A 20,833-nucleotide genomic window follows, 5' to 3' on the forward strand; every position below is an offset into this window, starting at 1 on the left:
CCCAACAAAGCCAGCCGTGTCGAGTCTAAACAACGATTTATCTACCTTTCAAGGCCTTATCCTTGCGTTACAAACTTATTGGTCAGAGCGAGGCTGCATTTTATTACAGCCTTTAGACCAAGAAGTCGGTGCAGGCACCTTCCACCCCGCCACTTTTTTACGCGCTATCGGCCCTGAGCCGTGGAACGCCGCCTATGTACAGCCGTCGCGCCGCCCGACTGACGGACGTTTTGGCGAAAACCCCAACCGCTTGCAGCATTACTACCAATACCAAGTCATGCTCAAACCCTCGCCGGACAATATCCAAGAGCTGTATCTGGGGTCATTGCGGCATTTAGGTTTTGATCTGCTCGAACATGACATCCGTTTTGTCGAAGACAACTGGGAATCCCCCACCCTAGGTGCATGGGGCTTAGGCTGGGAAGTCTGGCTGAACGGTATGGAAGTCACCCAGTTCACTTATTTCCAACAAGTCGGCGGTTTGGAATGCCGTCCAGTCACGGGCGAAATCACCTACGGCCTGGAGCGGTTGGCGATGTATTTGCAGGGTGTAAAAAGCGTTTATGATCTGGTCTGGACGAAAACCCCGCACGGTATCGTCACTTATGGCGACGTGTTCCACCAAAACGAAGTGGAAATGTCGGCGTTTAACTTCGACCACGCCAACGTGCCGTTCCTGTTCACTTGTTTCGACACTTACGAGCAAGAATGCCAAAAGCTGATCGAGCTGAACCTGCCGCTGCCTGCTTATGAAATGGTCTTAAAAGCCTCGCACACCTTCAACCTGCTCGATGCCCGCCATGCCATCTCCGTCACCGAACGGCAACGCTACATCCTGCGTGTGCGGACTTTATCGCGTGCCGTAGCCGAGGCTTATTATGCACGGCGCGAGTCGTTGGGGTTTCCGATGTGTAACACGCCCACCGAGTGAAATGGCAAACTTTTTCAACTCCGTAAATATTACTAATTTCAAATCGCTTAAAAGTGTGACCTTAAGCGATTGTAAGCGGATTAATCTGCTGATTGGTAAGCCGAATGTGGGCAAGTCTAATATTTTGGAGGCATTGGGTTTATTTGGCTTGGGTTATGTGCGTTTTAACCGCAACAAAAAATTAACGCAATATGTCCGGTTTGAAAATGTGCCGGAACTGTTTTTTCAGGGCAATATACACGAACCCATCTGCATAGCGATAAATGATGATGAATCTAATTGTCGGCTTGACTATTTTGATTCAAACCCACAAACCCTGCAAGAAGTTATCGAGCATTATGATAAGGCATTAAACATAAATTTGTTTCTTAACGGTCACCATAATCACCTCTTCATCAATAACGATCTGAATGTCATAGAAACGCCACAATTTACAGGTTTTGCCCCTGTTAAAGCCTATAAATTTACGGCCAACTTGGTACTGGAAAAACAAAACCTGCCTTATCTTGTCCCGCCATTTGGCGTTAATTTGCTAAATGTCATTCAGGCAGATAAGGGTTTAAAGGGAGATTTGGCGCGGATTTTTTCTGAGTATGGCTTAAAGCTGGTTTTTGATATGGCCAACCATTCGCTAAAGCTCATGAAGGAAACCAGCGGTGATGAAATATTTTTGCTGCCTTATAGCTCGATTGCGGATACGTTACAAAGAATTATCTTTTTCAAAGCCGCCATTGCCTCCAATCAGGATTCAATCCTATTGTTTGAAGAACCCGAAGCCCATTGTTTTCCGCCATATATTACCCATATTGCCAAAGAAATCATCGGCTCGGAAAGCAATCAGTTTTTTATCGCCACGCACAGCCCTTACATCCTTGATGCCTTTTTAGAAAATGCGCGTACCGATTTGGCTATTTTTATGGCGGATTTTAAAGACGGGCAAACGGTCATTAAACGGCTGACGGATGCAGAACTCAATGACGTTTACGAATATGGCTTAGACTTATTTTTTAATGCCGAGCTATTCACGGATGAAATCTAATATCAATCTTTGCGTGCTGCCGGAATGTTATCTTGACACCAACCTGCTTGAAACGCTGGTGCCTCCTGACAAAATCGGCAGTACACGCGGCTATAATCACAAGCATAGTTGCAATAAAGTGGTTGATGATATGCTGGGCAAATTGCAGGATGATTTTGCCGTAGGCATAGTGGATAAAGACCGAAGACCATTAGAACGCACCGCCCAATTTGTAAACATTGACGAGCGGCACGGCTTAAGGCTTTGCAAAGACCCTAACAAAAACCATTACTTGATCTTTCACCCGCCGATAGAACAATGGCTGCTTGATGAAGCTAAACTAGTCGGCATTGCTTTAGACGCTGAAACTTATCGGTTGCCGACTACTTTAAAAGGCCTGTTGCAAGAAACTAAGCATGAACATAGCAAGCATGATAAACGCTTCAAATGCTTGTTCCGTGACTTAAAAGCTGCCGACGCACCAGGTATCAATTTATTGGCAAAATGGCTAGAGCATTTAAAATCAAACCCTTACAATACCGACATCAACACATTACAAAACCTGTAATCAAATACATCCAACAAAGGTCGCCCTGTGTCAGAACAACAACATTTACTTTTCGAATTAGGCTCTGAAGAATTGCCGCCCAAAACTTTGCTGAAACTGAGCAACGCGTTGCTGAATAACATCATCCAGGGGCTTAACGCCGCCGAGCTGACGTTTACGGCCAGCAAAGCCTACGCCACACCCAGACGCTTGGCGGTGCTAATTGAAAACTTGGCGACCGCACAGCCGGACAAAACCGTGGAAAAACGTGGCCCTGCCATCCAAGCGGCGTTTGCGCCCGACGGTTCGCCCAGTAAAGCCGCATTAGGCTTTGCCAGCAGTTGCGGCACAACCTTTGATCAATTGGAGCGGCTAAAAACCGACAAAGGCGAATGGTTGAGCTTTACCCAAGCGGTCAAAGGCCAAACCACCGCCGAAATCATCCCCGACATCATCCGCCAAAGCATTGCCGACTTGCCGATAGCCAAGCGGATGCGCTGGGGCAGTTTTGCCACCGAATTCGTCCGGCCTGTGCATTGGGCGGTATTACTGTTCGGCGAGCAAGTCATCAGCACCGAAATACTAGGCCTAACGACAGGCAACACCACCCTAGGCCACCGTTTCCACGCCCCGCAAGCCATCACCATCAGCGACCCGCAAGCTTATGAGGCGGCGTTATTCAATGAGGGCAAAGTCATTGCCAATATTGAACAGCGTAAAGCCATTATCCGCGCCAAAGCCCAAGCGGCGGCCGCTGCGGTGAACGGCATCGCCCATATCGAAGAGGATTTGCTGGAAGAAATCGCCGCCCTCAATGAGTGGCCAATACCCGTCACAGGTAACTTTGACCCGCGCTTTTTGGAACTGCCCGCCGAAGTGCTGATCACCACCATGCAGACCAACCAGAAATATTTTCCGGTCAAAAATGCCGAGGGCGGCTTATTGGCGCATTTCATCACCTTCAGCAATATCGAAAGCACCCGCCCCGAATCCATCCAACAAGGCAACGAACGGGTGGTGACCCCCCGCCTTGCCGATGCGGAATTTTTCTGGACACAAGACCGCAAACAAACCTTGGAGCAGCGCGTCGAAACCCTGTCCAACATCGTCTTCCAAGAAAAACTGGGTACGGTTGCCGACAAAACCTTACGCGTGATCACCCTGGCCGAGGCCATCGCCACGCAATTGTCGGCCAATACCGATTACGCCAAACGCGCCGCCCTCTTGGCAAAAACCGATTTAATGACCAACATGGTCGGCGAATTCGGCAACCTGCAAGGCATTATGGGACGTTATTACGCCTTAGCAGAAGGTGAAGCGGCGGAAGTGGCTTGGGCGCTGGAAGAACAGTATTTCCCTAAACAATCGGGCAGCGAAACCGCCAGCAGCACCACTGGGCAAATCCTCGCCATCGCCGAAAAACTTGATACCTTAACAGGCATTTTTAGCGCCGGATTGATACCGACTGGCGATAAAGACCCTTACGCCCTACGCCGCGCCGCATTAGGCACATTACGAACGATGATAGAAAATGGCCTGAGCTTGGACATCCCCAAGCTCTGTGCGTTGGCGTTGGAACAATTTCCACACAGCTTCGACAAAGCCGCCACCCAGAACGCCGTGGTCGAGTTCATTTTTGACCGCCTCAAAGGCTACTGTCTGGATAAAGGCTATAGCGCCGATGAATTTGATGCCGTCATGACCTTAGCCCCCACCGAACCGCTGGACTTTATGCAGCGTCTGGCGGCGGTAAAAGCCTTCCGGCAACTGCCCGAAGCCGACAGCCTAGCGGCGGCCAACAAACGTATCCGCAATATTTTGAAAAAGTCCGACACCACCCCGGCGGAAATCGTCGGCGAACTGGTCGAAGCCCAAGAATTGCAATTATTAGCCGCCGCCCGGCAATCCGCCCAGGACATTTTGCCCTTATTGGCACAACACGATTATCAGGCCACCCTTAACCGTTTGGCGGGCTTGCGCAATGATGTCGATGCGTTTTTTGATAATGTCATGGTCATGACCGATGACTTGGCCTTACGCGCTAACCGCTTGGCCTTGCTGGAATTGTTGTCGGCACAATTTCTGACCTGCGCCGACTTGGCAAAACTGCAATCCTAATGCAAAACCCGGCCATCGGTTTCGCACCACTGCTGCACCGTCAAGGAACTATACGCCTTGCCGGGCAGTCGATGCCGCGTACCTGCAAGCTAGCCTTGACTCTTACCGCCTGCCGCCCATGAACCAGCAACGCTTCGTATTATTAGACCGTGACGGCGTGATTAACCAAGATTCTGAAGACTTCGTCAAGTCACCTGACGAATGGTTGCCTATCGCGGGCAGTTTGGAAGCCATTGCCCTGCTCAACGCGCACAGCTACCAAGTTGCCGTCATCACCAACCAATCGGGTCTAGCACGGGGCTTGTATGATTTGGCCATGCTGGAGCGCATCCATGCCAAGATGCACCGCTTGGCCGCCGAACACGGCGGCACTATCGCAGCGGTTTATTTCTGTCCGCACGGCACCGACAGCACCTGCGCTTGCCGCAAGCCCAAACCCGGCTTATTACTGCAATGTGCGGCGGAACAGCACATTAACCTAAGCGAAACCGTGATGGTCGGCGACTCATACCGCGACCTGCAAGCCGCTTGGGCAGCCGATGCCTTACCTGTCCTGGTGAAAACCGGCAACGGCAGACAAACCTTAAACGCCCATCCCAACCTTACTATTCCTGTTTTTGACACTCTTTATGACGCAGCCAAACACCTCGTATCAGGGCAATAAACTCACACTTTACTTAGGGTCAAGCGTACTTTTTGCCTGGATCATGCTCACCCCGTTCATTTTTGGGCCAGTAGTCATCACCTGCATTATCTTCCCCTTCTCGGTACGCTATGCCATCGCCAATTTTTGGGTCGGCTCCATACTCTGGGTAGCCAAAGTGTGTTGCGGCGTACGTTATAAAGTAGAAGGCTTGGAAAACATAAAAGACCTGACCGCCGCCGTGGTGCTGTGCAAACACCAATCGGCTTGGGAAACCCTAGCGCTCAGACAGATTCTGCCTACCCAAACCGCCTTATTAAAACGTTCGTTACTGTGGTTACCGCTTTGGGGTTGGGCCTTGGCGACCCTAAAGCCGATTGCCATCGACCGCACCCAGCAACGCGCCGCCCTACGCATGTTGCTCGATAAAGGCACACAATACTTAAACGAAGGCATTTGGGTGGTGGTTTTCCCAGAAGGCACCCGTACTGCCCCAGGCGAGGTGAAAAAGTTTAATGCGGGCGGAGCCATGCTGGCCGAAAAATCCGGCTATCCGGTCGTGCCTATCGCCCTTAATTCAGGACAATGCTGGCCACGCTACAGTTTTTTAAAATATCCCGGCACCATCACCGTCAAAATCGGCCCGGTCATCGCTACCGAAGGCCGCAAAGCCAACGACATCAACACAGAAGCGGCGGATTGGATAAAAAACGCCATGGCGGCTATGGAACAAACATAACCACCCCAACCGCACTTTTTTGCGAAAAAACCGACACCTAGCCTGCACAAGCACAACTTGCAGGTATAATGCTAGTTAACCTTCAAAAAATAACAACAAAGGCACAACACACATGAAAAAACGACTGCTTATCGCCTTATTGCCTGTTTTATTAACGGCTTGCGCAGAGAAAGACCAATATCAGGCAGCGGTATTGGCACACATCCAAAAAGACCAACAATTACAACAAGAACAGCATTTAAAAGACTATAAAATCGACCCCGAACGGCTCGCCAAATGCGTCGTGGACACCAGTGCCAACAAAATGCCCGGCATCTTCATCTACGACCCGTCCCGCCTGACAGCCTTCCGCAATTACACCAAAATGCTCAACGCGCCTTTTGCACCGGATCCTAAAAAAGCCTTTGAAGAGTTGCGTATCCTATTCACCCCCGAACACACCCTTGCCGAAGCCCACGCCAATTTTACCGAGAGCATGTTAGATTGTTATTCGGCAATGGTCTCGGAAAGTGAGCCTGACGCGAAATAAAGCGGGGATTGGGGAGGGTTTCCGGCTAGGCGGAGACCCTTTTGGTTTGAAATGAGGGTCTAAATGATAACCATAAGGAAGCGGTAAGCATTTTTTCTTATGGAATAGAGCGAGATACTGCAAAGCATCAGGTGAAATTCAATCATCAGAAGGGGGCGAACAAATCCGCCCCCTATACAACACCGCTGAACTTAAGCCTTCTCTTTACCCGCTGGCTTAATCAACCGTATACCCAACTCCTTAAGCTGCGCATCGGTCACTACCGCAGGCGCATTGACCAGCGGACATGCTGCCGATTGGGTTTTTGGGAAGGCGATCACGTCGCGGATAGACGTGGACCCCGTCATCAGCATCACCAAACGGTCTAAGCCGAACGCCAAGCCGCCGTGCGGAGGCGCACCGTATTTCAAGGCTTCCAACAAGAAGCCGAATTTTTCTTGCGCCTCTTCTTCACCAATGCCCAAAATGCCCAAGACGGTTTGCTGCATGGCAGAGCGGTTGATACGGATGGAGCCGCCGCCGACTTCGGTACCGTTCAGCACCAAATCATAAGCCCGCGACAAAGCCGCACCCGGATTTGCCACCAACTCTTCTACAGAGCAACTCGGCGCGGTAAACGGATGGTGGATGGCATTGTAACGGCCAGCTTTTTCATCCCAATCAAACATCGGGAAATCGACAACCCAGACGGGTTTCCATTCGCCTTCCAGCAAGTTCAAATCATGACCGAGTTTAACACGCAACGCGCCCATCGCTTCGTTGACAACATGCGCCTTGTCCGCACCGAAGAAAATCAAATCCCCTTCTGCCACATGTGTACGCGCTAATATTTCCATCAGCACATTCCAAGGCAACGATTTAACGATAGGCGATTGTAACGCTTCTTCAACCGCCGCTTGGCGGTCGTTAACATCACAAGCACTCAAATCGGGCAACGCGTTGACCTTAATATAGGCCAAACCTTTCGCCCCGTAGATACCGACAAATTTCGTCAATTCGTCAATCGCTTTGCGGGTCAGGACTTTACCGCCATTAGGCACACGCATCGCAACAATACGGCTTTTCGGATCATTTGCAGGACCTGAGAATATTTTTGAATCGACCGTTGTCAACAGATCGGCAATATCCACCAACTCCAGCGGGATACGCAAATCAGGGCGGTCGATACCATAACGCGCAATGGCTTCTTGGTAGGTCATGCGCGGGAATTCGGCAGGCAGGGCGACATTGATCACCTTGGCGAATAACTGGCGGATCATCTCTTCCATGATGACCATAATCTCGTCTTCGGTCATGAACGAAGTTTCAATATCCAACTGGGTAAATTCAGGTTGGCGGTCGGCGCGTAAATCTTCGTCACGGAAACAGCGCACCACTTGATAGTAACGGTCCATACCCGCCACCATCAGGATTTGCTTATACAACTGCGGCGACTGCGGCAGGGCGAAGAAAGCATTCTCGTGGGTACGGCTAGGGACAATATAATCGCGTGCGCCTTCGGGCGTGGCCTTGGTCAGATATGGCGTTTCAATCTCAAAAAATTCGTTATCATCCAAGAAATTTCTCAGCACCCGCGTAACATCGCGGCGCACTTTCATTTTTTCTTGCATGGCGACGCGGCGCAGGTCGATATAACGGTAACGCAAGCGCAATTCTTCGTTGACTTCGATTTCGCTTTCGACAGGGAACGGCGGGGTTTCCGACTCGTTTAAGACTTCAATCTCTTTAGCCAAAATTTCAATCGCACCGGAACGCATATTGGCGTTGACCGTACCTGAAGGGCGGCTTCTGACAAGGCCGGAAATTCTTAAGACATATTCGCTACGGACACTTTCCGCCGTCGCAAAAGTATCGGCGGTATCGGGGTCGACTACGACCTGCACCAAGCCGGCACGGTCGCGCAAATCAATAAAAATCACGCCGCCATGGTCACGCCGTCTATGTACCCAACCGCAAATCTCAACGGTTTCGCCTAGCTGTTGTGTATCTAATTCCCCGCACTTGTGGGTACGCATAATATTTCCCTGTTATTCTTAGTAGATTTTGAAGGGCCTGCCACCAAGCAGGCCAAGTAAATGGGTTAATGGCTTTTAGTACAGCCGCCGCCTGGGCAACTGGGCGCAGCTGCGGCAGGTGCGCTGGCTTCGCCTGCGACATTTTTCTTAGCGCCGCTTTTAAAATCTGTTTCATACCAGCCGCTGCCTTTAAGGCGGAACCCGGCGGCGGAGATTTTTTTCATCAGTTCCGGCTGGCTGCAAGCCGGACAGACCGTCAGCGGCTCAGCATTGAGTTTTTGCAACGCTTCATGGGCATGGCCACACGCTTGGCATTGGTATTCGTAAATGGGCATAGCTAACTCCTAAACAAAATAATAAGTACAATAGGGCGCAATGGTCGTTTTTCAAGGCACTTACTATAGAATAGCCGCCATTTTACAGACATTTTTTCGACAAACTAGCCTACCATGCAAACAATAACCCTCACCCGCCCCGATGATTGGCATATCCACGTCAGAAACGGCGCTGTTTTAGCAACCGTGCTGCCGCATACCGCCCGGCAATTTGCCCGCGCCATCATCATGCCCAACCTAAAACCGCCAGTCACCACCGTAGCACAAGCCGAACAGTACCGCGCGGAAATTCTCCAAGCCCTACCCGAAGGCATGGACTTCACACCGCTGATGACCCTATACCTCACCGCCGCAACCACCACAGACGAACTGCAAAAAGCCGCCGAAACCGACTTTGTCCACGCCGTCAAACTCTATCCGGCAGGGGCGACCACCAATTCGGATGCGGGCGTGGGTAACATCCAAGCCATCTATCCACAACTGGCGGCTCTGGAACGCCACGGTTTGCCGTTATTGGTGCATGGCGAAGTCACCGATGACGATTGTGACATTTTCGACCGTGAGCGGGTCTTTATCGACCGCCATTTACGCGCCATAGTGGCCGAATTTCCCGCCTTACGCATTGTCTTAGAGCATGTTACCACATCCGAGGCCGTGCAATTTGTCGAAGCGGCCGGCCCGCAAGTCGCCGCCACCCTCACCCCCCAGCATTTGCTGTTAAACCGCAACGCCCTGCTGACAGGCGGCCTACGTCCGCACCACTACTGCCTACCCATCCTCAAGCGCGAACAGCACCGCCAAGCCCTAGTCGCCGCCGCCACCAGCGGCAACCCCAAATTCTTTTTAGGCACCGACAGCGCCCCGCACCTGACCCACCTAAAAGAAGCCGCTTGCGGCTGTGCAGGCTGCTTTAGCGCCCCTGCCGCCTTAGAACTCTATGCCGAAGCCTTCGAACGTGCAGGCGCGTTGGACAAACTGGAGGGCTTCGCCAGCCACTACGGCGCAGACTTCTACCGCCTGCCCCGCAATACCACCACCGTCACCCTGACCAAAACCGCATGGCGCGTACCCGCCACCATTCAAGGCGAAGACGGCGTGGCGATTACCCCCTTATGGGCAGGGGAAGAATTGGCCTGGCAAATGCGCTAATGCCCTCCCCCAATGAATAGATTTTTTTATTGCGCCCATTTCGCGTACCATGCACCCTCACGGCGATTAACCAGGAACTGACACCTATCCCATGGACACCCCAGCCACCCTACCCTTGGACAAACGCTTTAGAGGCTACCTACCCGTCGTTGTTGACATAGAAACGGCAGGTTTTAACCCGAAAAAAAATGCCGTACTGGAAATTGCAGCCGTCATCGTCGAATTCGACAGCGACGGCAACCTAGGCATTACCGAACGCCATTCGACCCATGTCGTGCCGTTTAAAAACTCGGAACTGGACGAAGCTGCGCTAAAATTTAACGGCATCGACCCGCACCACCCGTTCCGCATGGCGATAGAAGAACACGCAGCCCTAGACTTGCTGTTCAAACCGATCCGCCACGCCGTCAAACGTAACAACTGCACCCGCGCCATTTTGGTCGGCCATAACCCGGCCTTTGACATCGCGTTTTTAAACGCCGCGATCACCCGCACCCACATCAAACGCAGCCCGTTCCACCCGTTCAGCACCTTCGACACCGCCACCCTAGGCGGCTTGGTCTACCGACAAACGGTACTGGCAAAAATTGCCCAAGCGGCAGGCATAGAATGGGACAACGACAAAGCCCATTCGGCGCTCTACGATGCCGAAAAAACCGCCGAATTGTTTTGCATCATCGTCAACCGCTGGAAACACTTAACGGCCTTGGCGGCGGATGGCAAGACCGACACAGAAACCAGCACCTTGCCATAATACCTGCCGCCAAGGCTTCGCAAGCCGTGAATTAAGCAACACCACAAAGCAGCAGACAGCCTTTTAACAAGTTGTTCCAACTGAATCTTAAGAAATTTCCATTGACTCTAGGAAATCATAGACATATAATGGCGGACTGATTTTTTAACAGATTAATGCTTGACGGAGCTTACGCAAATGTATGCGGTAATTCAAACAGGTGGTAAACAGTACCGCGTTGAAGAAGGTACAACCCTAAAAATAGAGAAACTGGAATTGGGCGAGGGCGATAGCGTCGAATTTGACAAAGTTCTCATGATCCAATCCGGCGATTCGGTACAAGTCGGCCTGCCCTTCATCGAAGGCGGCAAAGTAACGGCGACCGTTATGTCTCAAGGCAGACATAAAAAAATCAAAATCGTTAAATTTAGAAGACGCAAACACCACATGAAACACATGGGGCATCGTCAATATTACACAGAAGTCCAGATCACTGGCATTTCTGCTTAATCAGGAGTTAAAGAAATGGCTCATAAGAAAGCTGGTGGTAGTACCCGTAACGGCCGCGACTCGAACGCAAAACGCTTAGGCGTCAAACGTTATGGCGGCGAAGAAGTTATCGCGGGTAACATTATTGTCCGTCAACGCGGCACCCATTTCCATGCGGGCGATAACGTCGGCTGCGGCAAAGACCACACCTTGTTTGCAGTTGCAGACGGTAAAGTGGTTTTTCAGGTTAAAGGCCCCAAAAACCGTAAATTCGTCAGCATCGTTGCTGCCGCATAATACCTAAAACGCTGGGCTGGCCTAGCCAGCGTCTGTTAAGACCGCCTGATCGTACCTAGCCCTGTCTTTTGCATCTGTTAGGGTATCCAATAAAACGATAGGTGGTGCTTATGGCATTAACGGTTAAGTTTGAAGCAGAAAACAACCTCTTTGTCGTCCATACCACAGGGGTCTTGGTGCGCACCGAAGCTGATGCTATAAAAAAGCAGGTGGTCGCGTTCATCAAAACCTATGGTCGCGCCAAAGGCTTGATTATTATTGACGAAGGCTTTCTCAGCATAGCCACTTTTGTCAACTGGGATGATGACGAGGATGACGAATTCCTCCAACAGCACGTTGACAGATTGGCCTTAGTCGGCGATATGAAATGGCGCGACAGCGCCTTATTGTTCTTGTTGCACGGTTTTGTGCCGTTTAGCATCCATTATTTCAAAGCCGACCAAGAAGCCTTTGCCAGAGCATGGCTGCACAGCTAAAGCGCGTAAGCCGTCGCCCTTTCGGGCGTTTACTGCCCATCTATTCGCTAACGCAGAGAGCCGCTTGCGTCTCTGCCACAAAAGACGCAAACTATTGCGCCTCTACAAAAGCTCCGCTGTTTGCATGGCGGGGCTTTTTTTGTTTTTACAGTCTGGTCTTAAGCGGTGTAAGTAATTATGAAATTTGTTGATGAAGCAGAAATTCGCGTAGAAGCGGGTGACGGCGGCAACGGCGCAGTCGGCTTCCGGCGCGAAAAATATATCCCCATGGGCGGCCCTGACGGCGGCGACGGTGGCGACGGCGGTTGCGTGTACTTAGTCGCCGTCGAAAACATCAATACCTTGGTCGATTTCCGTTACCATGCCGTACACAGGGCCGAAAAAGGCCAAAAAGGCATGGGCAATAAATGCACGGGTAAAAAAGGCGAAGACTGCTACGTTGCCGTACCGCTAGGCACACAAGTGTCCGATGCCGAAACCGACGAAGTCATCGGCGACTTGACCCGCCTAGGCCAAACCCTGTTGGTCGCCCAAGGCGGTTTCCACGGCTTAGGCAATACCCGCTTTAAAAGCAGCATCAACCGCGCCCCGCAAAAAGCCAGCAAAGGCACGCCCGGCGAACACCGCCAATTGCGCTTAGAACTGACCTTAATCGCCGATGTCGGCCTGCTAGGAATGCCCAACGCCGGCAAATCTAGCCTGATCCGCTCGGTATCGTCCGCCACCCCTAAAGTCGCCGACTACCCCTTCACCACCCTGCACCCTAACCTCGGTGTCGTGCGCATTGACGACCTACGCAGCTTCGTCATCGCCGATATTCCCGGCGTTATCGAAGGCGCAGCGGAAGGCGCGGGCCTAGGCTTACAATTCTTAAAACATCTGTCACGCACCGGACTGTTATTGCATCTGGTCGATGTAGCCCCTTATGACAGCACCGAATCGCCCGTAGAATCGGCACAAACCATCATCCGCGAAGTGGAAAAATGGAGCGATAACCTCGCCACCAAACCGCGCTGGCTGGTCTTAAACAAAATCGACCGCTTAAGCCCCGAAGAAGCCGAAGAACGTTGCCAAGCCATCATCGACGAACTGCAATGGACTGGCCCGGTCTTTAAGACCGCTGCCATTAACGGCGCAGGGACGCGGGAGCTGATGTTTGCTATTATGAACTTTTTGGAAGCGCAAAAGCGCGGCGATAACGAAGAGGCCTAACGCCCTCGCATGGCATTACCGTAGGGCAAATGGACGAAACGATTAAAAGCTGAGACGAGAGCTTATCATTGCTACCGATACCAATAGCAGAGGGAATACCAAACCGTGAGCAGAACACACTTTAAAAACGTCAAACGGGTGGTCGTTAAAATCGGCAGTTCCCTGTTAACCAAAGGCGGACAAGGGCTGGATAAAGCGTCTATTGCCGCTTGGGTCCAACAAATGGCCGAATTGCGCCAGCAAGGCATTGATATCGTGCTGGTGTCATCCGGCTCGGTCGCCGAAGGCATGAGCCGCTTAGGCCTAAAAAGCCGCCCAAAAACCCTGCACGAATTACAAGCGGCGGCGGCAGTCGGGCAAATGGGGCTGGTGCGGACATTTGACGACAACTTCCAAGCCCACGGCCTCCATGCCGCGCAAGTGCTGTTAACGCACGATGATCTGTCAGACCGCCAACGCTATCTCAATGCGCGTAGCACTTTACTGACCTTGCTGAATTTCGGTGTCGTCCCGGTCATCAATGAGAATGACACCGTCGCCACCGAGGAAATCCGTTTCGGCGATAACGACACCCTCGCCGCGCTGGTCGCCAATTTGGTGGAGGCCGAGCTGCTGATTATCCTCACTGACCAACAAGGCCTGTTCACAGGCGACCCCGGCTTATATCCCGACGCGACACTCATTCCAGAAATCAGCGTCAATGATGACCGGCTGGAAAAAATGGCGGGCGATAGCCGTAGCGGCTTAGGGCGTGGCGGCATGTCCACCAAAGTCCGCGCCGCACGGCTGGCTTCGCGTTCGGGCGCGGCCACCGTAGTCGCCTCCGGCGGTGCGGCGCACGTCATCAGCACCGTCATCGCAGGCCACGAACTCGGCACTTATTTCGTGCCTGACATAGAACCATTAGCCGCACGGAAACGCTGGCTGGCAGGGCAATTGCAAGTCAGAGGGCAATTGGTCTTGGATGCGGGCGCGGTAAAAGTGTTAAAAAGCGACGGCAAAAGCTTGTTGCCTGTCGGCATTAAAACCGTCTCCGGCCAATTTGAGCGCGGCGAACTGGTGTCGTGCGTCGATGAAAGCGGCGCGGAAATCGCCCGCGGCCTGATTAATTACGGCATTAACGATGCCCGCCTGATCGTCGGCAAAAGCAGTTCGGAATTTGAGAAAATTTTGGGCTATGCCGACGATGCCGAAATGATCCACCGCGACAATATGGTGCTGATTTAAGTGCTTTTTCTTGCCGCAGATGCCCTGAACATCATCTGCGGCAAAACCGTTACAGTTTGTTTCCTAAATAAGCTAATATTCCGCTTTATCTTTGTAATGAGAATTGTTATTATTTACATAACACCTTCCTTTCGGAGATACCCCCCATGTATGTATGTGTCTGTAAAGCCGTCACCGACAAGCAAATAAAAACCGCTATAGATAACGGCGTTTGTACCCGCCGCCAATTGTTTGAATGCTTTGGGGTTGGCAGTGATTGCGGCAAATGTAATAAGCATGTGAAAGAATTGCTTAACCAAAACCCAACGGATTACTCTATAATGCCCTCGGCTGTAAACCAACCCCTCCTCAACGCCGCTTAAGCCCTATAGGTACGACTATGAAAGGTGACACAAAAGTTATTGAATTCCTCAATAAAGCCCTGACCAATGAACTGACCGCCATTAACCAGTATTTTTTACATGCGCGGATGTACAAGAATTGGGGCTTTAAGAAACTGAACGAAAAGGAATACCACGAATCCATTGATGAAATGAAACACGCCGATTTATTAATCGAGCGAATTTTATTTCTGGAAGGCCTGCCCAACCTGCAAAGCTTGGACAAGCTGATGATCGGCGAAAACCCGCAAGAAATGCTTAGCTGTGACCTGAAACTGGAGCAGATAGCCATCCCTTTGCTACGCGAAGCGATTGCCTACTGCGAAACCGTCAAGGATTACATCTCCCGCGAGATCTTAGAGCGCATCCTTGAAAACGAAGAAGAGCATGTCGATTGGCTGGAAACCCAGTTTGAATTGATTGGCCAAGTCGGCATCCAAAACTACTTGCAATCGCAAATGTAAGCACCCAAACCTGCGGCCATTTCGGTATAATACGCCTTTTTTGTCCTGGATTTACGTTCCAGCCTACAATAAGGAAGACCATGCCCCCTATCGTTGTTTGCGCCCTTTACAAATTTGTCACCCTCGAAAACTTCCAAGCCTTACGCCAACCGTTGCTTGACGTTATGGAAGACCAACACCTGCGCGGCACCTTGCTGCTCGCCAGCGAAGGCATTAACGGCACAGTAGCCGGTAGCCGCGCCGGTATCGACACTTTACTGGCTTGGCTACGCCAAGACCCGCGTCTGGCGCAGTTAGATTACAAAGAATCCTACACTGACACCCTGCCCTTTAACCGCCCTAAGGTCAAGCTGAAAAAAGAAATCGTCACCCTCGGTGTCGAGGGCATTGACCCGTTGCGCGTAGTCGGCACTTACGTCAGCCCCAAAGACTGGAACCAACTGATTTCAGACCCCGATGTCGTGGTGATCGACACCCGCAACGATTACGAGTACCAAGTCGGTACCTTTAAGAACGCAGTCAACCCTAAAACCGACAGCTTCCGGCAATTCCCCGATTTTGTCAAAACCCATCTGAACCCCGACCAGCATAAAAAAGTCGCCATGTTCTGCACGGGCGGGATACGTTGCGAAAAATCCACCGCCTATTTAAAAGAGCAGGGTTTTAGCGAAGTCTACCACCTGCAAGGCGGCATTTTAAAATATCTGGAAGAAGTGCCGGTCGAAGAGACGCTATGGCAGGGCGAATGCTTTGTGTTTGACGAACGCGTCACCGTCAACCACCAGTTAGAAAAAGGCGATTACGACCAATGTAACGCCTGCCGCTTGCCCATCACCGAAGCCGACAAAACCAGCCCCCTCTACCAGCAAGGCGTAAGCTGCCCACACTGTTACAATAAAGTGACCGCCGAACAAAAAGCCCGTTTTCAGGAGCGCGAAAAGCAAATGGCACTCGCCAAACACCGTGGCGAAGCCCATATCGGTGCCGATGCTGCCAAGGCGCTGGTTGCCAAACGCGCCGCCAAACTGCGCCGCCTGCAAACCCGCCAAGCCGACACCGAACAGGCCTAAGATATGGACAAATGCCCCTGGGCACTGGCAAGCCCCCTAGAAGAACACTATCATGATACCGAGTGGGGCGTACCTGTCCATGATGACCGCTTGCTGTTTGAGTTTCTGATCTTGGAAGGGGCGCAAGCGGGTTTAAGCTGGGCGACCATCCTGAAAAAACGCGACGGCTATCGGCAAGCTTTCAACCATTTCGATGCCGCCCGTATCGCCTGTTATGACGCGGCAAAAATTCAAGAACTATTGGCCAACCCCGGCATCGTCCGCAACCGCCTAAAAGTCCAAGCCACTATCGGCAACGCCCAGGCCTTTCTGGCCATACAAGCCGAATTTGGCAGCTTTGCCGCCTATATCTGGCAGTTTGTCGGTCATCAGCCTGTGCAAAACACTTGGGCGACCCTGCGCGACGTACCCGCCAGCACCGCCCAGTCCGATGCCATGAGCAAAGACTTAAAAAAACGCGGCTTTAAATTTGTCGGCAGCACCATTTGCTATGCCTATATGCAGGCGACCGGCATGGTCAACGACCACCTTATTGGCTGTTTTCGGCATGGGCAAACATAAAAATTCGCACCGAGCCTGTTAAGGGGCTACTATAAACGCCCCTTAACCTAGCCGATAAGAGGCCACACAATGCGTTATTTACATACGATGGTACGCGTCCACAATCTCGATGCCACACTGGATTTTTACTGCAACAAACTAGGCTTGCAAGAACACCACCGCATGGACAACACCGCAGGGCGTTACACGCTGGTGTTTCTGTGCGCACCGGAAGATGCCGCCCAAGCACAAGCAACCCACGCGCCCTTATTGGAGCTGACCTATAACTGGGATAGCGAAGACTACACAGGCGGGCGTAATTTTGGGCATCTGGCATTTGCCGTCGATAACATCTACACGACTTGCCAAACCTTATTGGATGCGGGGGTAGTCATTAACCGCCCACCGCGTGACGGCCACATGGCCTTTGTGCGCTCGCCCGACGGCATTTCCATTGAATTGCTGCAAGCAGGCGGAGCCCTCGCTCCGCAAGAGCCTTGGCTGTCCATGCCCAATACCGGCAACTGGTGATATACCCTACCTTAATTTAACGCGGAGGGCACGAAAACAACCGCGTGTCCTCCGTGGTTAAGGTTTTTTTAAACGGGCACTGCCAACACGCCTGATTTTTACAGGCTTGTAGAAAAAATGTTAAAAGGTTTATGAACGCTTACCCATGCCCTGCCGGGACAGCGGATAGCTGTTAAGAATTGGCTAAAATTCTTGCCAATCAATTTTCCCAATACGGCGAACGCTCGTAGTACTTGTATACTTCACGATTCCAGTTTTCTTCGTCCATTGAAGGCCAATGATCTGGATTGAAACCAGGTGCCGCTTCCAATCGCTCCTTGGAAATATTGAGCACATACTCGCTATTCTTCAGGCTGTAATCAAGTGCGCTGAATGGAATTGCAAATAGCTTTTCCCCCATGCTGAGAAAACCGCCAAACGCTACGACGGCATATGCAACCCTGCCTGTACGAGGGTCGATAACAATTTCCTTGATGTCTCCGAGGCTGTCGCCTTGAGGATTAATGACTTTGGATCCGGTGATGCTGGATGCTTTTACGGGCGCATTTGAAAAATGATGTAGATGAGTCACTTTGATTCTCCGGTTATGTGATGATGTAAACAGTAATTCAGTGCTGCATATATCCGACTACTTTAGGAAGCCAAGCAATGAATTACAGCCGTCATGCTAGACGGAAAATCACACGTACTCAGTACGGTATCGCACTTAAAAAATTATTGTTGGTGTATCGATTCGGATGAACAGCAACAAAACACCATCACTATCCAGGCTAAATTCGGACAGAATCTGATCGCCATAAAACGGTATGTGTGGAATCGCACGGACTTCCTAAAGCGGAAGGGCGTATATAGGTAATATAGAGTCCGACGTTAAGCAAGCGACATGACTGGCGGTTGGCCTTAAAGCCGGATCGGCCTGTGTTGATTAATTAGCGACGGCATCTATACCCATCATTTTCCTTGAAACCCGTTCTCAGTGGAGTTCTAACATGCGTAATTTAGTTGCTGGATTAATTCTAATCATGACATTGCCGATGGTTTGTAAGGCCGAAAAAGCCGCTACCAACACGCCAGGAGTCCCGGTTGCCGGATCTAACGAAGTCCAACTTCCAGAGACCGTTCCGAGTCCATCTCCTGAGGCATTATCACCCGACTCCCATCCAGGGAAGACCCCACAGGGCGGTAGTGCAGACTCCCCCAATACGCAAAGCGAAGCCTTCAATATCTGCTTACGCGCTACCCAGCGTTTCGAGCAACAGGAAAAGGCAAAAGGAACTAGCAAAACGGTGTCAGCGCCGTTGTCTGCTTCGTGCAAAACGGAATTGAAACCAGCATCGTATTGGCTTTGCATGGACAAAGAATCCATTACGGAAGTCGACTTTAATGTCGCCCATACACATTGTGCGAAATAAACTAAGTTTTTAAATTAATCCACTGTATCGAAGGTGTAAATAAATCCGTGTAACCGCTTATTTTTGAATGCCATAAAATATGGCAACGAAGGAGAAAAAAATGGGCAACATGATAACAGTCTCTAAAATGAGGTTCTGCCGCAACTATTTACAAGAGCTGAGCCCGCCCTAATTGGCGGGCAAAACTAGCCTACCAAATGGAGATAGCCTCCGGCGTTAAGCAAACGGCAGGTCAAACGTTGGCACACACGGTTAGACCCATCGTGCAATGGCTAAAGGCCATTGCACTGTGTTCTGTGTCGCTCAATGCGTGACGGCATCTATAAATTGCTGGTAAGTGGGACACCGCGCTCCGCCAAAATCTCTTCCAGATCGCGGTGGGAAACGCCATACCGGACATAGAAGAAAACTGCGTACAGGATAACGTCTTTTGGATAGTGGACACTTTTAAAGCTGATCTTAATATTCTGGCAACAAAAATTAGCAAATTATTCACCAAGATTGGGGCATTTGCGACAGAACCTCAGATCGCCTGTTTAATCCGTGCCAAGGCGTTTTCCAAGTTCGCCATGCTGGTGGCGATAGAAATACGGATATGACCGGGGCAACCGAACGGCGAACCCGGCACTAAAGCAACACCCGCTTTTTCTATCAGATATTCGGCAAATTCCAAATCGTCATTAATGCCATCCAGACGGGCGATCAATTTTTCGACGTTAGGGAACACATAAAACGTGCCGTCGGTTTCCAAGCATTCGATACCGTCAATACCGTTTAATTCCGCAACCACGAAATCATGGCGTTTTTTAAACTCCACACACATCTGGTCGATAAAGCTTTGGTCGCCCGTTAAGGCCGCTTCCGCCGCCACTTGGGAAATGGAAGTCGGGTTAGATGTACTTTGCGATTGGATGGTACACATCGCCTCGATCAAATCGGCAGGCCCTGCGGCATAACCGATGCGCCAGCCCGTCATCGAATAGGCTTTCGATACCCCATTCATCACCACCGTGCGGTCATACAGGTCAGGATGGGCATTTAAGATATTGACAAACGAACCTTTTTTCCACAATACATGCTCGTACATGTCATCGGTGGCGATAATAATGTTCGGAAACGCTTTTAACACGTCGCCCAAAGCCGACAATTCCGCTAAGGAATAGGCGATGCCGGATGGATTGGACGGGCTGTTGATAAAAATCAAGCGGGTTTTATCGGTAATCGCCGCCCGCAATTGTGCAGGGGTCATCTTAAAATGCTGGGCTTGGGTGGTTTCAACAAACACCGGCACACCGTCCGCCAATAACACCATATCAGGATAAGACACCCAAAACGGCGCGGGGATAATCACCTCGTCACCTGCGTTCAACAGCGCTTGGGTCAAGTTGAACGAGCTTTGTTTACCGCCACAGGACACCAAAATTTGTTTGGGCAGGTACTCTAAGCCATTATCTTGTTTAAACTTATCGATAATCGCTTTTTTCAGGCTGGCGATACCGTCAACTGCCGTATATTTGGTAAAACCGCTGCCGATAGCCTTAACCGCCGCCGCTTTGATATGCTCAGGCGTGTCAAAATCCGGCTCACCAGCACCCAAGCCAATAATATCAAGGCCTGCCGCCCTCATAGCCGCAGCTCTTGCGGTGATGGCCAAAGTGGGGGAGGGTTTGACGGCTTGGACTCGGTGGGATAGTGGGATGTTCATAGTATTATGCTGTGTAATCTGCGTGTAAAATGCCATTAATTATACACTAAGGGCCAATACTTGCTAGTTGGCAAACAGTAAAACCCGCCTATTGTCATTAAAATAACAAGGTTATTTCAGGGTTTTTCAACAACTTTTTGGGGTATATAGACCATTAGGTTATGATATGGCTTAAGAGCGTTTAACTTCCCCTCTGCCTACTTAGATTTTTAACATCCCACCACCCGAAAAATGCCCTGTCAGGGTATTTTTTGTGTTCGGCATTAAGCCCGT

Annotated in this window: 24 protein-coding genes and 1 pseudogene; 20 read left to right on the forward strand and 5 right to left on the reverse strand. The window is 50.9% G+C overall.

From position 1 onward, the window contains the following. Window positions 1-16: 16 nt before the first annotated feature. From glyQ to CEK71_RS05470, 7 genes are all read left to right on the forward strand, one after another. On the forward strand, window positions 17-931 hold the full coding sequence (glyQ, locus tag CEK71_RS05440) for a glycine--tRNA ligase subunit alpha (protein WP_088618432.1): 915 nt from the start codon (window positions 17-19) through the stop codon (window positions 929-931). 55 nt (window positions 932-986) lie between these two features. Continuing rightward, complete coding sequence (locus tag CEK71_RS05445) at window positions 987-1,970, forward strand: AAA family ATPase (RefSeq protein ID WP_232463769.1); 984 nt, start codon at window positions 987-989, stop codon at window positions 1,968-1,970. After that, window positions 1,960-2,517 (forward strand): hypothetical protein, encoded by a 558-nt coding sequence (locus CEK71_RS05450; protein WP_088618434.1) that lies wholly within the window; start codon window positions 1,960-1,962, stop codon window positions 2,515-2,517. The genes CEK71_RS05445 and CEK71_RS05450 overlap by 11 nt, the downstream gene beginning before the upstream one ends. 27 nt (window positions 2,518-2,544) lie before the next feature. Next, window positions 2,545-4,614, forward strand: a complete 2,070-nt coding sequence (gene glyS, locus CEK71_RS05455) for a glycine--tRNA ligase subunit beta (RefSeq protein WP_088618435.1) — start codon at window positions 2,545-2,547, stop codon at window positions 4,612-4,614. A 118-nt stretch (window positions 4,615-4,732) separates the two neighbouring features. After that, complete coding sequence (gmhB, locus tag CEK71_RS05460) at window positions 4,733-5,278, forward strand: D-glycero-beta-D-manno-heptose 1,7-bisphosphate 7-phosphatase (protein WP_088618436.1); 546 nt, start codon at window positions 4,733-4,735, stop codon at window positions 5,276-5,278. Between the two features lie 43 nt (window positions 5,279-5,321). Continuing rightward, complete coding sequence (locus CEK71_RS05465; RefSeq protein ID WP_232463770.1) at window positions 5,322-5,996, forward strand: lysophospholipid acyltransferase family protein; 675 nt, start codon at window positions 5,322-5,324, stop codon at window positions 5,994-5,996. Window positions 5,997-6,108: 112 nt separating this feature from the next. Beyond that, window positions 6,109-6,525, forward strand: a complete 417-nt coding sequence (locus CEK71_RS05470; RefSeq protein ID WP_088618438.1) for a hypothetical protein — start codon at window positions 6,109-6,111, stop codon at window positions 6,523-6,525. Window positions 6,526-6,716: 191 nt separating this feature from the next. Here the strand turns inward: CEK71_RS05470 and aspS are convergent, their stop codons facing one another. Both aspS and CEK71_RS05480 read right to left on the reverse strand, forming a co-directional pair. Further along, window positions 6,717-8,540: an aspartate--tRNA ligase gene (gene aspS, locus CEK71_RS05475; RefSeq protein WP_088618439.1), complete on the reverse strand. Its 1,824-nt coding sequence runs from the start codon at window positions 8,538-8,540 to the stop codon at window positions 6,717-6,719. A gap of 65 nt (window positions 8,541-8,605) precedes the next feature. Beyond that, window positions 8,606-8,875, reverse strand: coding sequence for an FmdB family zinc ribbon protein (locus CEK71_RS05480; RefSeq protein WP_088618440.1), 270 nt, complete (start codon window positions 8,873-8,875; stop codon window positions 8,606-8,608). Between the two features lie 114 nt (window positions 8,876-8,989). Between CEK71_RS05480 and pyrC the strand changes: the two genes are divergently transcribed. The 12 genes from pyrC (at window position 8,990) to CEK71_RS05540 (ending at window position 17,443) form a co-directional block, all read left to right on the forward strand. Next, complete coding sequence (pyrC, locus tag CEK71_RS05485; RefSeq protein ID WP_088618441.1) at window positions 8,990-10,024, forward strand: dihydroorotase; 1,035 nt, start codon at window positions 8,990-8,992, stop codon at window positions 10,022-10,024. A gap of 91 nt (window positions 10,025-10,115) precedes the next feature. After that, window positions 10,116-10,778: a ribonuclease T gene (gene rnt / locus CEK71_RS05490; protein WP_088618442.1), complete on the forward strand. Its 663-nt coding sequence runs from the start codon at window positions 10,116-10,118 to the stop codon at window positions 10,776-10,778. Between the two features lie 177 nt (window positions 10,779-10,955). Further along, entirely contained in the window at window positions 10,956-11,267 is a 312-nt protein-coding gene (gene rplU / locus CEK71_RS05495) for a 50S ribosomal protein L21 (protein ID WP_088618443.1), read from the forward strand. Between the two features lie 15 nt (window positions 11,268-11,282). After that, window positions 11,283-11,543 carry a 50S ribosomal protein L27 gene (gene rpmA / locus CEK71_RS05500; RefSeq protein WP_088618444.1) on the forward strand — a complete coding sequence of 87 codons (261 nt, stop codon included), beginning with the start codon at window positions 11,283-11,285 and terminating at the stop codon, window positions 11,541-11,543. Window positions 11,544-11,653: 110 nt separating this feature from the next. Next, window positions 11,654-12,019 carry a SpoIIAA family protein gene (locus CEK71_RS05505; protein ID WP_088618445.1) on the forward strand — a complete coding sequence of 122 codons (366 nt, stop codon included), beginning with the start codon at window positions 11,654-11,656 and terminating at the stop codon, window positions 12,017-12,019. Between the two features lie 177 nt (window positions 12,020-12,196). After that, complete coding sequence (gene cgtA, locus CEK71_RS05510; protein ID WP_088618446.1) at window positions 12,197-13,231, forward strand: Obg family GTPase CgtA; 1,035 nt, start codon at window positions 12,197-12,199, stop codon at window positions 13,229-13,231. Between the two features lie 105 nt (window positions 13,232-13,336). Continuing rightward, window positions 13,337-14,458: a glutamate 5-kinase gene (gene proB / locus CEK71_RS05515; RefSeq protein ID WP_088618447.1), complete on the forward strand. Its 1,122-nt coding sequence runs from the start codon at window positions 13,337-13,339 to the stop codon at window positions 14,456-14,458. A gap of 146 nt (window positions 14,459-14,604) precedes the next feature. Then, a complete protein-coding gene (locus tag CEK71_RS05520; protein WP_088618448.1) occupies window positions 14,605-14,820 on the forward strand; it encodes a (2Fe-2S)-binding protein in 216 nt (71 codons plus the stop codon). Between the two features lie 17 nt (window positions 14,821-14,837). Then, on the forward strand, window positions 14,838-15,302 hold the full coding sequence (gene bfr / locus CEK71_RS05525) for a bacterioferritin (RefSeq protein ID WP_088618449.1): 465 nt from the start codon (window positions 14,838-14,840) through the stop codon (window positions 15,300-15,302). Between the two features lie 80 nt (window positions 15,303-15,382). Beyond that, the gene (gene trhO, locus CEK71_RS05530; RefSeq protein ID WP_088618450.1) at window positions 15,383-16,372 is read left to right on the forward strand and encodes an oxygen-dependent tRNA uridine(34) hydroxylase TrhO; all 990 of its coding nucleotides are present in this window, start codon (window positions 15,383-15,385) and stop codon (window positions 16,370-16,372) included. 3 nt (window positions 16,373-16,375) lie between these two features. Continuing rightward, the gene (locus CEK71_RS05535; RefSeq protein ID WP_088618451.1) at window positions 16,376-16,933 is read left to right on the forward strand and encodes a DNA-3-methyladenine glycosylase I; all 558 of its coding nucleotides are present in this window, start codon (window positions 16,376-16,378) and stop codon (window positions 16,931-16,933) included. Window positions 16,934-17,002: 69 nt separating this feature from the next. Then, on the forward strand, window positions 17,003-17,443 hold the full coding sequence (locus tag CEK71_RS05540; RefSeq protein ID WP_088618452.1) for a VOC family protein: 441 nt from the start codon (window positions 17,003-17,005) through the stop codon (window positions 17,441-17,443). Window positions 17,444-17,642: 199 nt separating this feature from the next. On the opposite strand, the gene CEK71_RS05545 is transcribed toward CEK71_RS05540, so the two are convergent. Further along, a complete protein-coding gene (locus CEK71_RS05545) occupies window positions 17,643-18,014 on the reverse strand; it encodes a PRC-barrel domain-containing protein (RefSeq protein ID WP_157679012.1) in 372 nt (123 codons plus the stop codon). Window positions 18,015-18,465: 451 nt separating this feature from the next. Between CEK71_RS05545 and CEK71_RS05555 the strand changes: the two genes are divergently transcribed. Continuing rightward, window positions 18,466-18,855 carry a hypothetical protein gene (locus tag CEK71_RS05555; RefSeq protein WP_157679014.1) on the forward strand — a complete coding sequence of 130 codons (390 nt, stop codon included), beginning with the start codon at window positions 18,466-18,468 and terminating at the stop codon, window positions 18,853-18,855. A gap of 341 nt (window positions 18,856-19,196) precedes the next feature. Here CEK71_RS05555 and CEK71_RS05560 read toward each other — a convergent pair. Together CEK71_RS05560 and CEK71_RS05565 are read right to left on the reverse strand one after the other, a co-directional pair. Then, window positions 19,197-19,319 (reverse strand): annotated as a pseudogene (locus CEK71_RS05560) (IS6-like element ISPmar1 family transposase); the annotation flags it as partial. 59 nt (window positions 19,320-19,378) lie between these two features. Continuing rightward, window positions 19,379-20,560 carry a pyridoxal phosphate-dependent aminotransferase gene (locus tag CEK71_RS05565; RefSeq protein WP_088618456.1) on the reverse strand — a complete coding sequence of 394 codons (1,182 nt, stop codon included), beginning with the start codon at window positions 20,558-20,560 and terminating at the stop codon, window positions 19,379-19,381. Window positions 20,561-20,833 lie beyond the last annotated feature (273 nt).

Source organism: Methylovulum psychrotolerans (genome assembly GCF_002209385.1).
Classification (GTDB): Bacteria; Pseudomonadota; Gammaproteobacteria; order Methylococcales; family Methylomonadaceae; genus Methylovulum; species Methylovulum psychrotolerans.

Bases quoted from the DNA above. Each gene is read 5' to 3' on its own strand.
- CEK71_RS05450 (WP_088618434.1), top strand. From the start codon at position 1,960: ATGAAATCTAATATCAATCTTTGCGTGCTGCCGGAATGTTATCTTGAC.
- gmhB (WP_088618436.1), top strand. From the start codon at position 4,733: ATGAACCAGCAACGCTTCGTATTATTAGACCGTGACGGCGTGATTAAC.
- CEK71_RS05465 (WP_232463770.1), top strand. From the start codon at position 5,322: ATGCTCACCCCGTTCATTTTTGGGCCAGTAGTCATCACCTGCATTATC.
- CEK71_RS05470 (WP_088618438.1), top strand. From the start codon at position 6,109: ATGAAAAAACGACTGCTTATCGCCTTATTGCCTGTTTTATTAACGGCT.
- aspS (WP_088618439.1), bottom strand. From the start codon at position 8,540: ATGCGTACCCACAAGTGCGGGGAATTAGATACACAACAGCTAGGCGAA.
- CEK71_RS05480 (WP_088618440.1), bottom strand. From the start codon at position 8,875: ATGCCCATTTACGAATACCAATGCCAAGCGTGTGGCCATGCCCATGAA.
- pyrC (WP_088618441.1), top strand. From the start codon at position 8,990: ATGCAAACAATAACCCTCACCCGCCCCGATGATTGGCATATCCACGTC.
- rnt (WP_088618442.1), top strand. From the start codon at position 10,116: ATGGACACCCCAGCCACCCTACCCTTGGACAAACGCTTTAGAGGCTAC.
- rplU (WP_088618443.1), top strand. From the start codon at position 10,956: ATGTATGCGGTAATTCAAACAGGTGGTAAACAGTACCGCGTTGAAGAA.
- rpmA (WP_088618444.1), top strand. From the start codon at position 11,283: ATGGCTCATAAGAAAGCTGGTGGTAGTACCCGTAACGGCCGCGACTCG.
- CEK71_RS05505 (WP_088618445.1), top strand. From the start codon at position 11,654: ATGGCATTAACGGTTAAGTTTGAAGCAGAAAACAACCTCTTTGTCGTC.
- cgtA (WP_088618446.1), top strand. From the start codon at position 12,197: ATGAAATTTGTTGATGAAGCAGAAATTCGCGTAGAAGCGGGTGACGGC.
- CEK71_RS05520 (WP_088618448.1), top strand. From the start codon at position 14,605: ATGTATGTATGTGTCTGTAAAGCCGTCACCGACAAGCAAATAAAAACC.
- bfr (WP_088618449.1), top strand. From the start codon at position 14,838: ATGAAAGGTGACACAAAAGTTATTGAATTCCTCAATAAAGCCCTGACC.
- trhO (WP_088618450.1), top strand. From the start codon at position 15,383: ATGCCCCCTATCGTTGTTTGCGCCCTTTACAAATTTGTCACCCTCGAA.
- CEK71_RS05535 (WP_088618451.1), top strand. From the start codon at position 16,376: ATGGACAAATGCCCCTGGGCACTGGCAAGCCCCCTAGAAGAACACTAT.
- CEK71_RS05540 (WP_088618452.1), top strand. From the start codon at position 17,003: ATGCGTTATTTACATACGATGGTACGCGTCCACAATCTCGATGCCACA.
- CEK71_RS05555 (WP_157679014.1), top strand. From the start codon at position 18,466: ATGACATTGCCGATGGTTTGTAAGGCCGAAAAAGCCGCTACCAACACG.
- CEK71_RS05565 (WP_088618456.1), bottom strand. From the start codon at position 20,560: ATGAACATCCCACTATCCCACCGAGTCCAAGCCGTCAAACCCTCCCCC.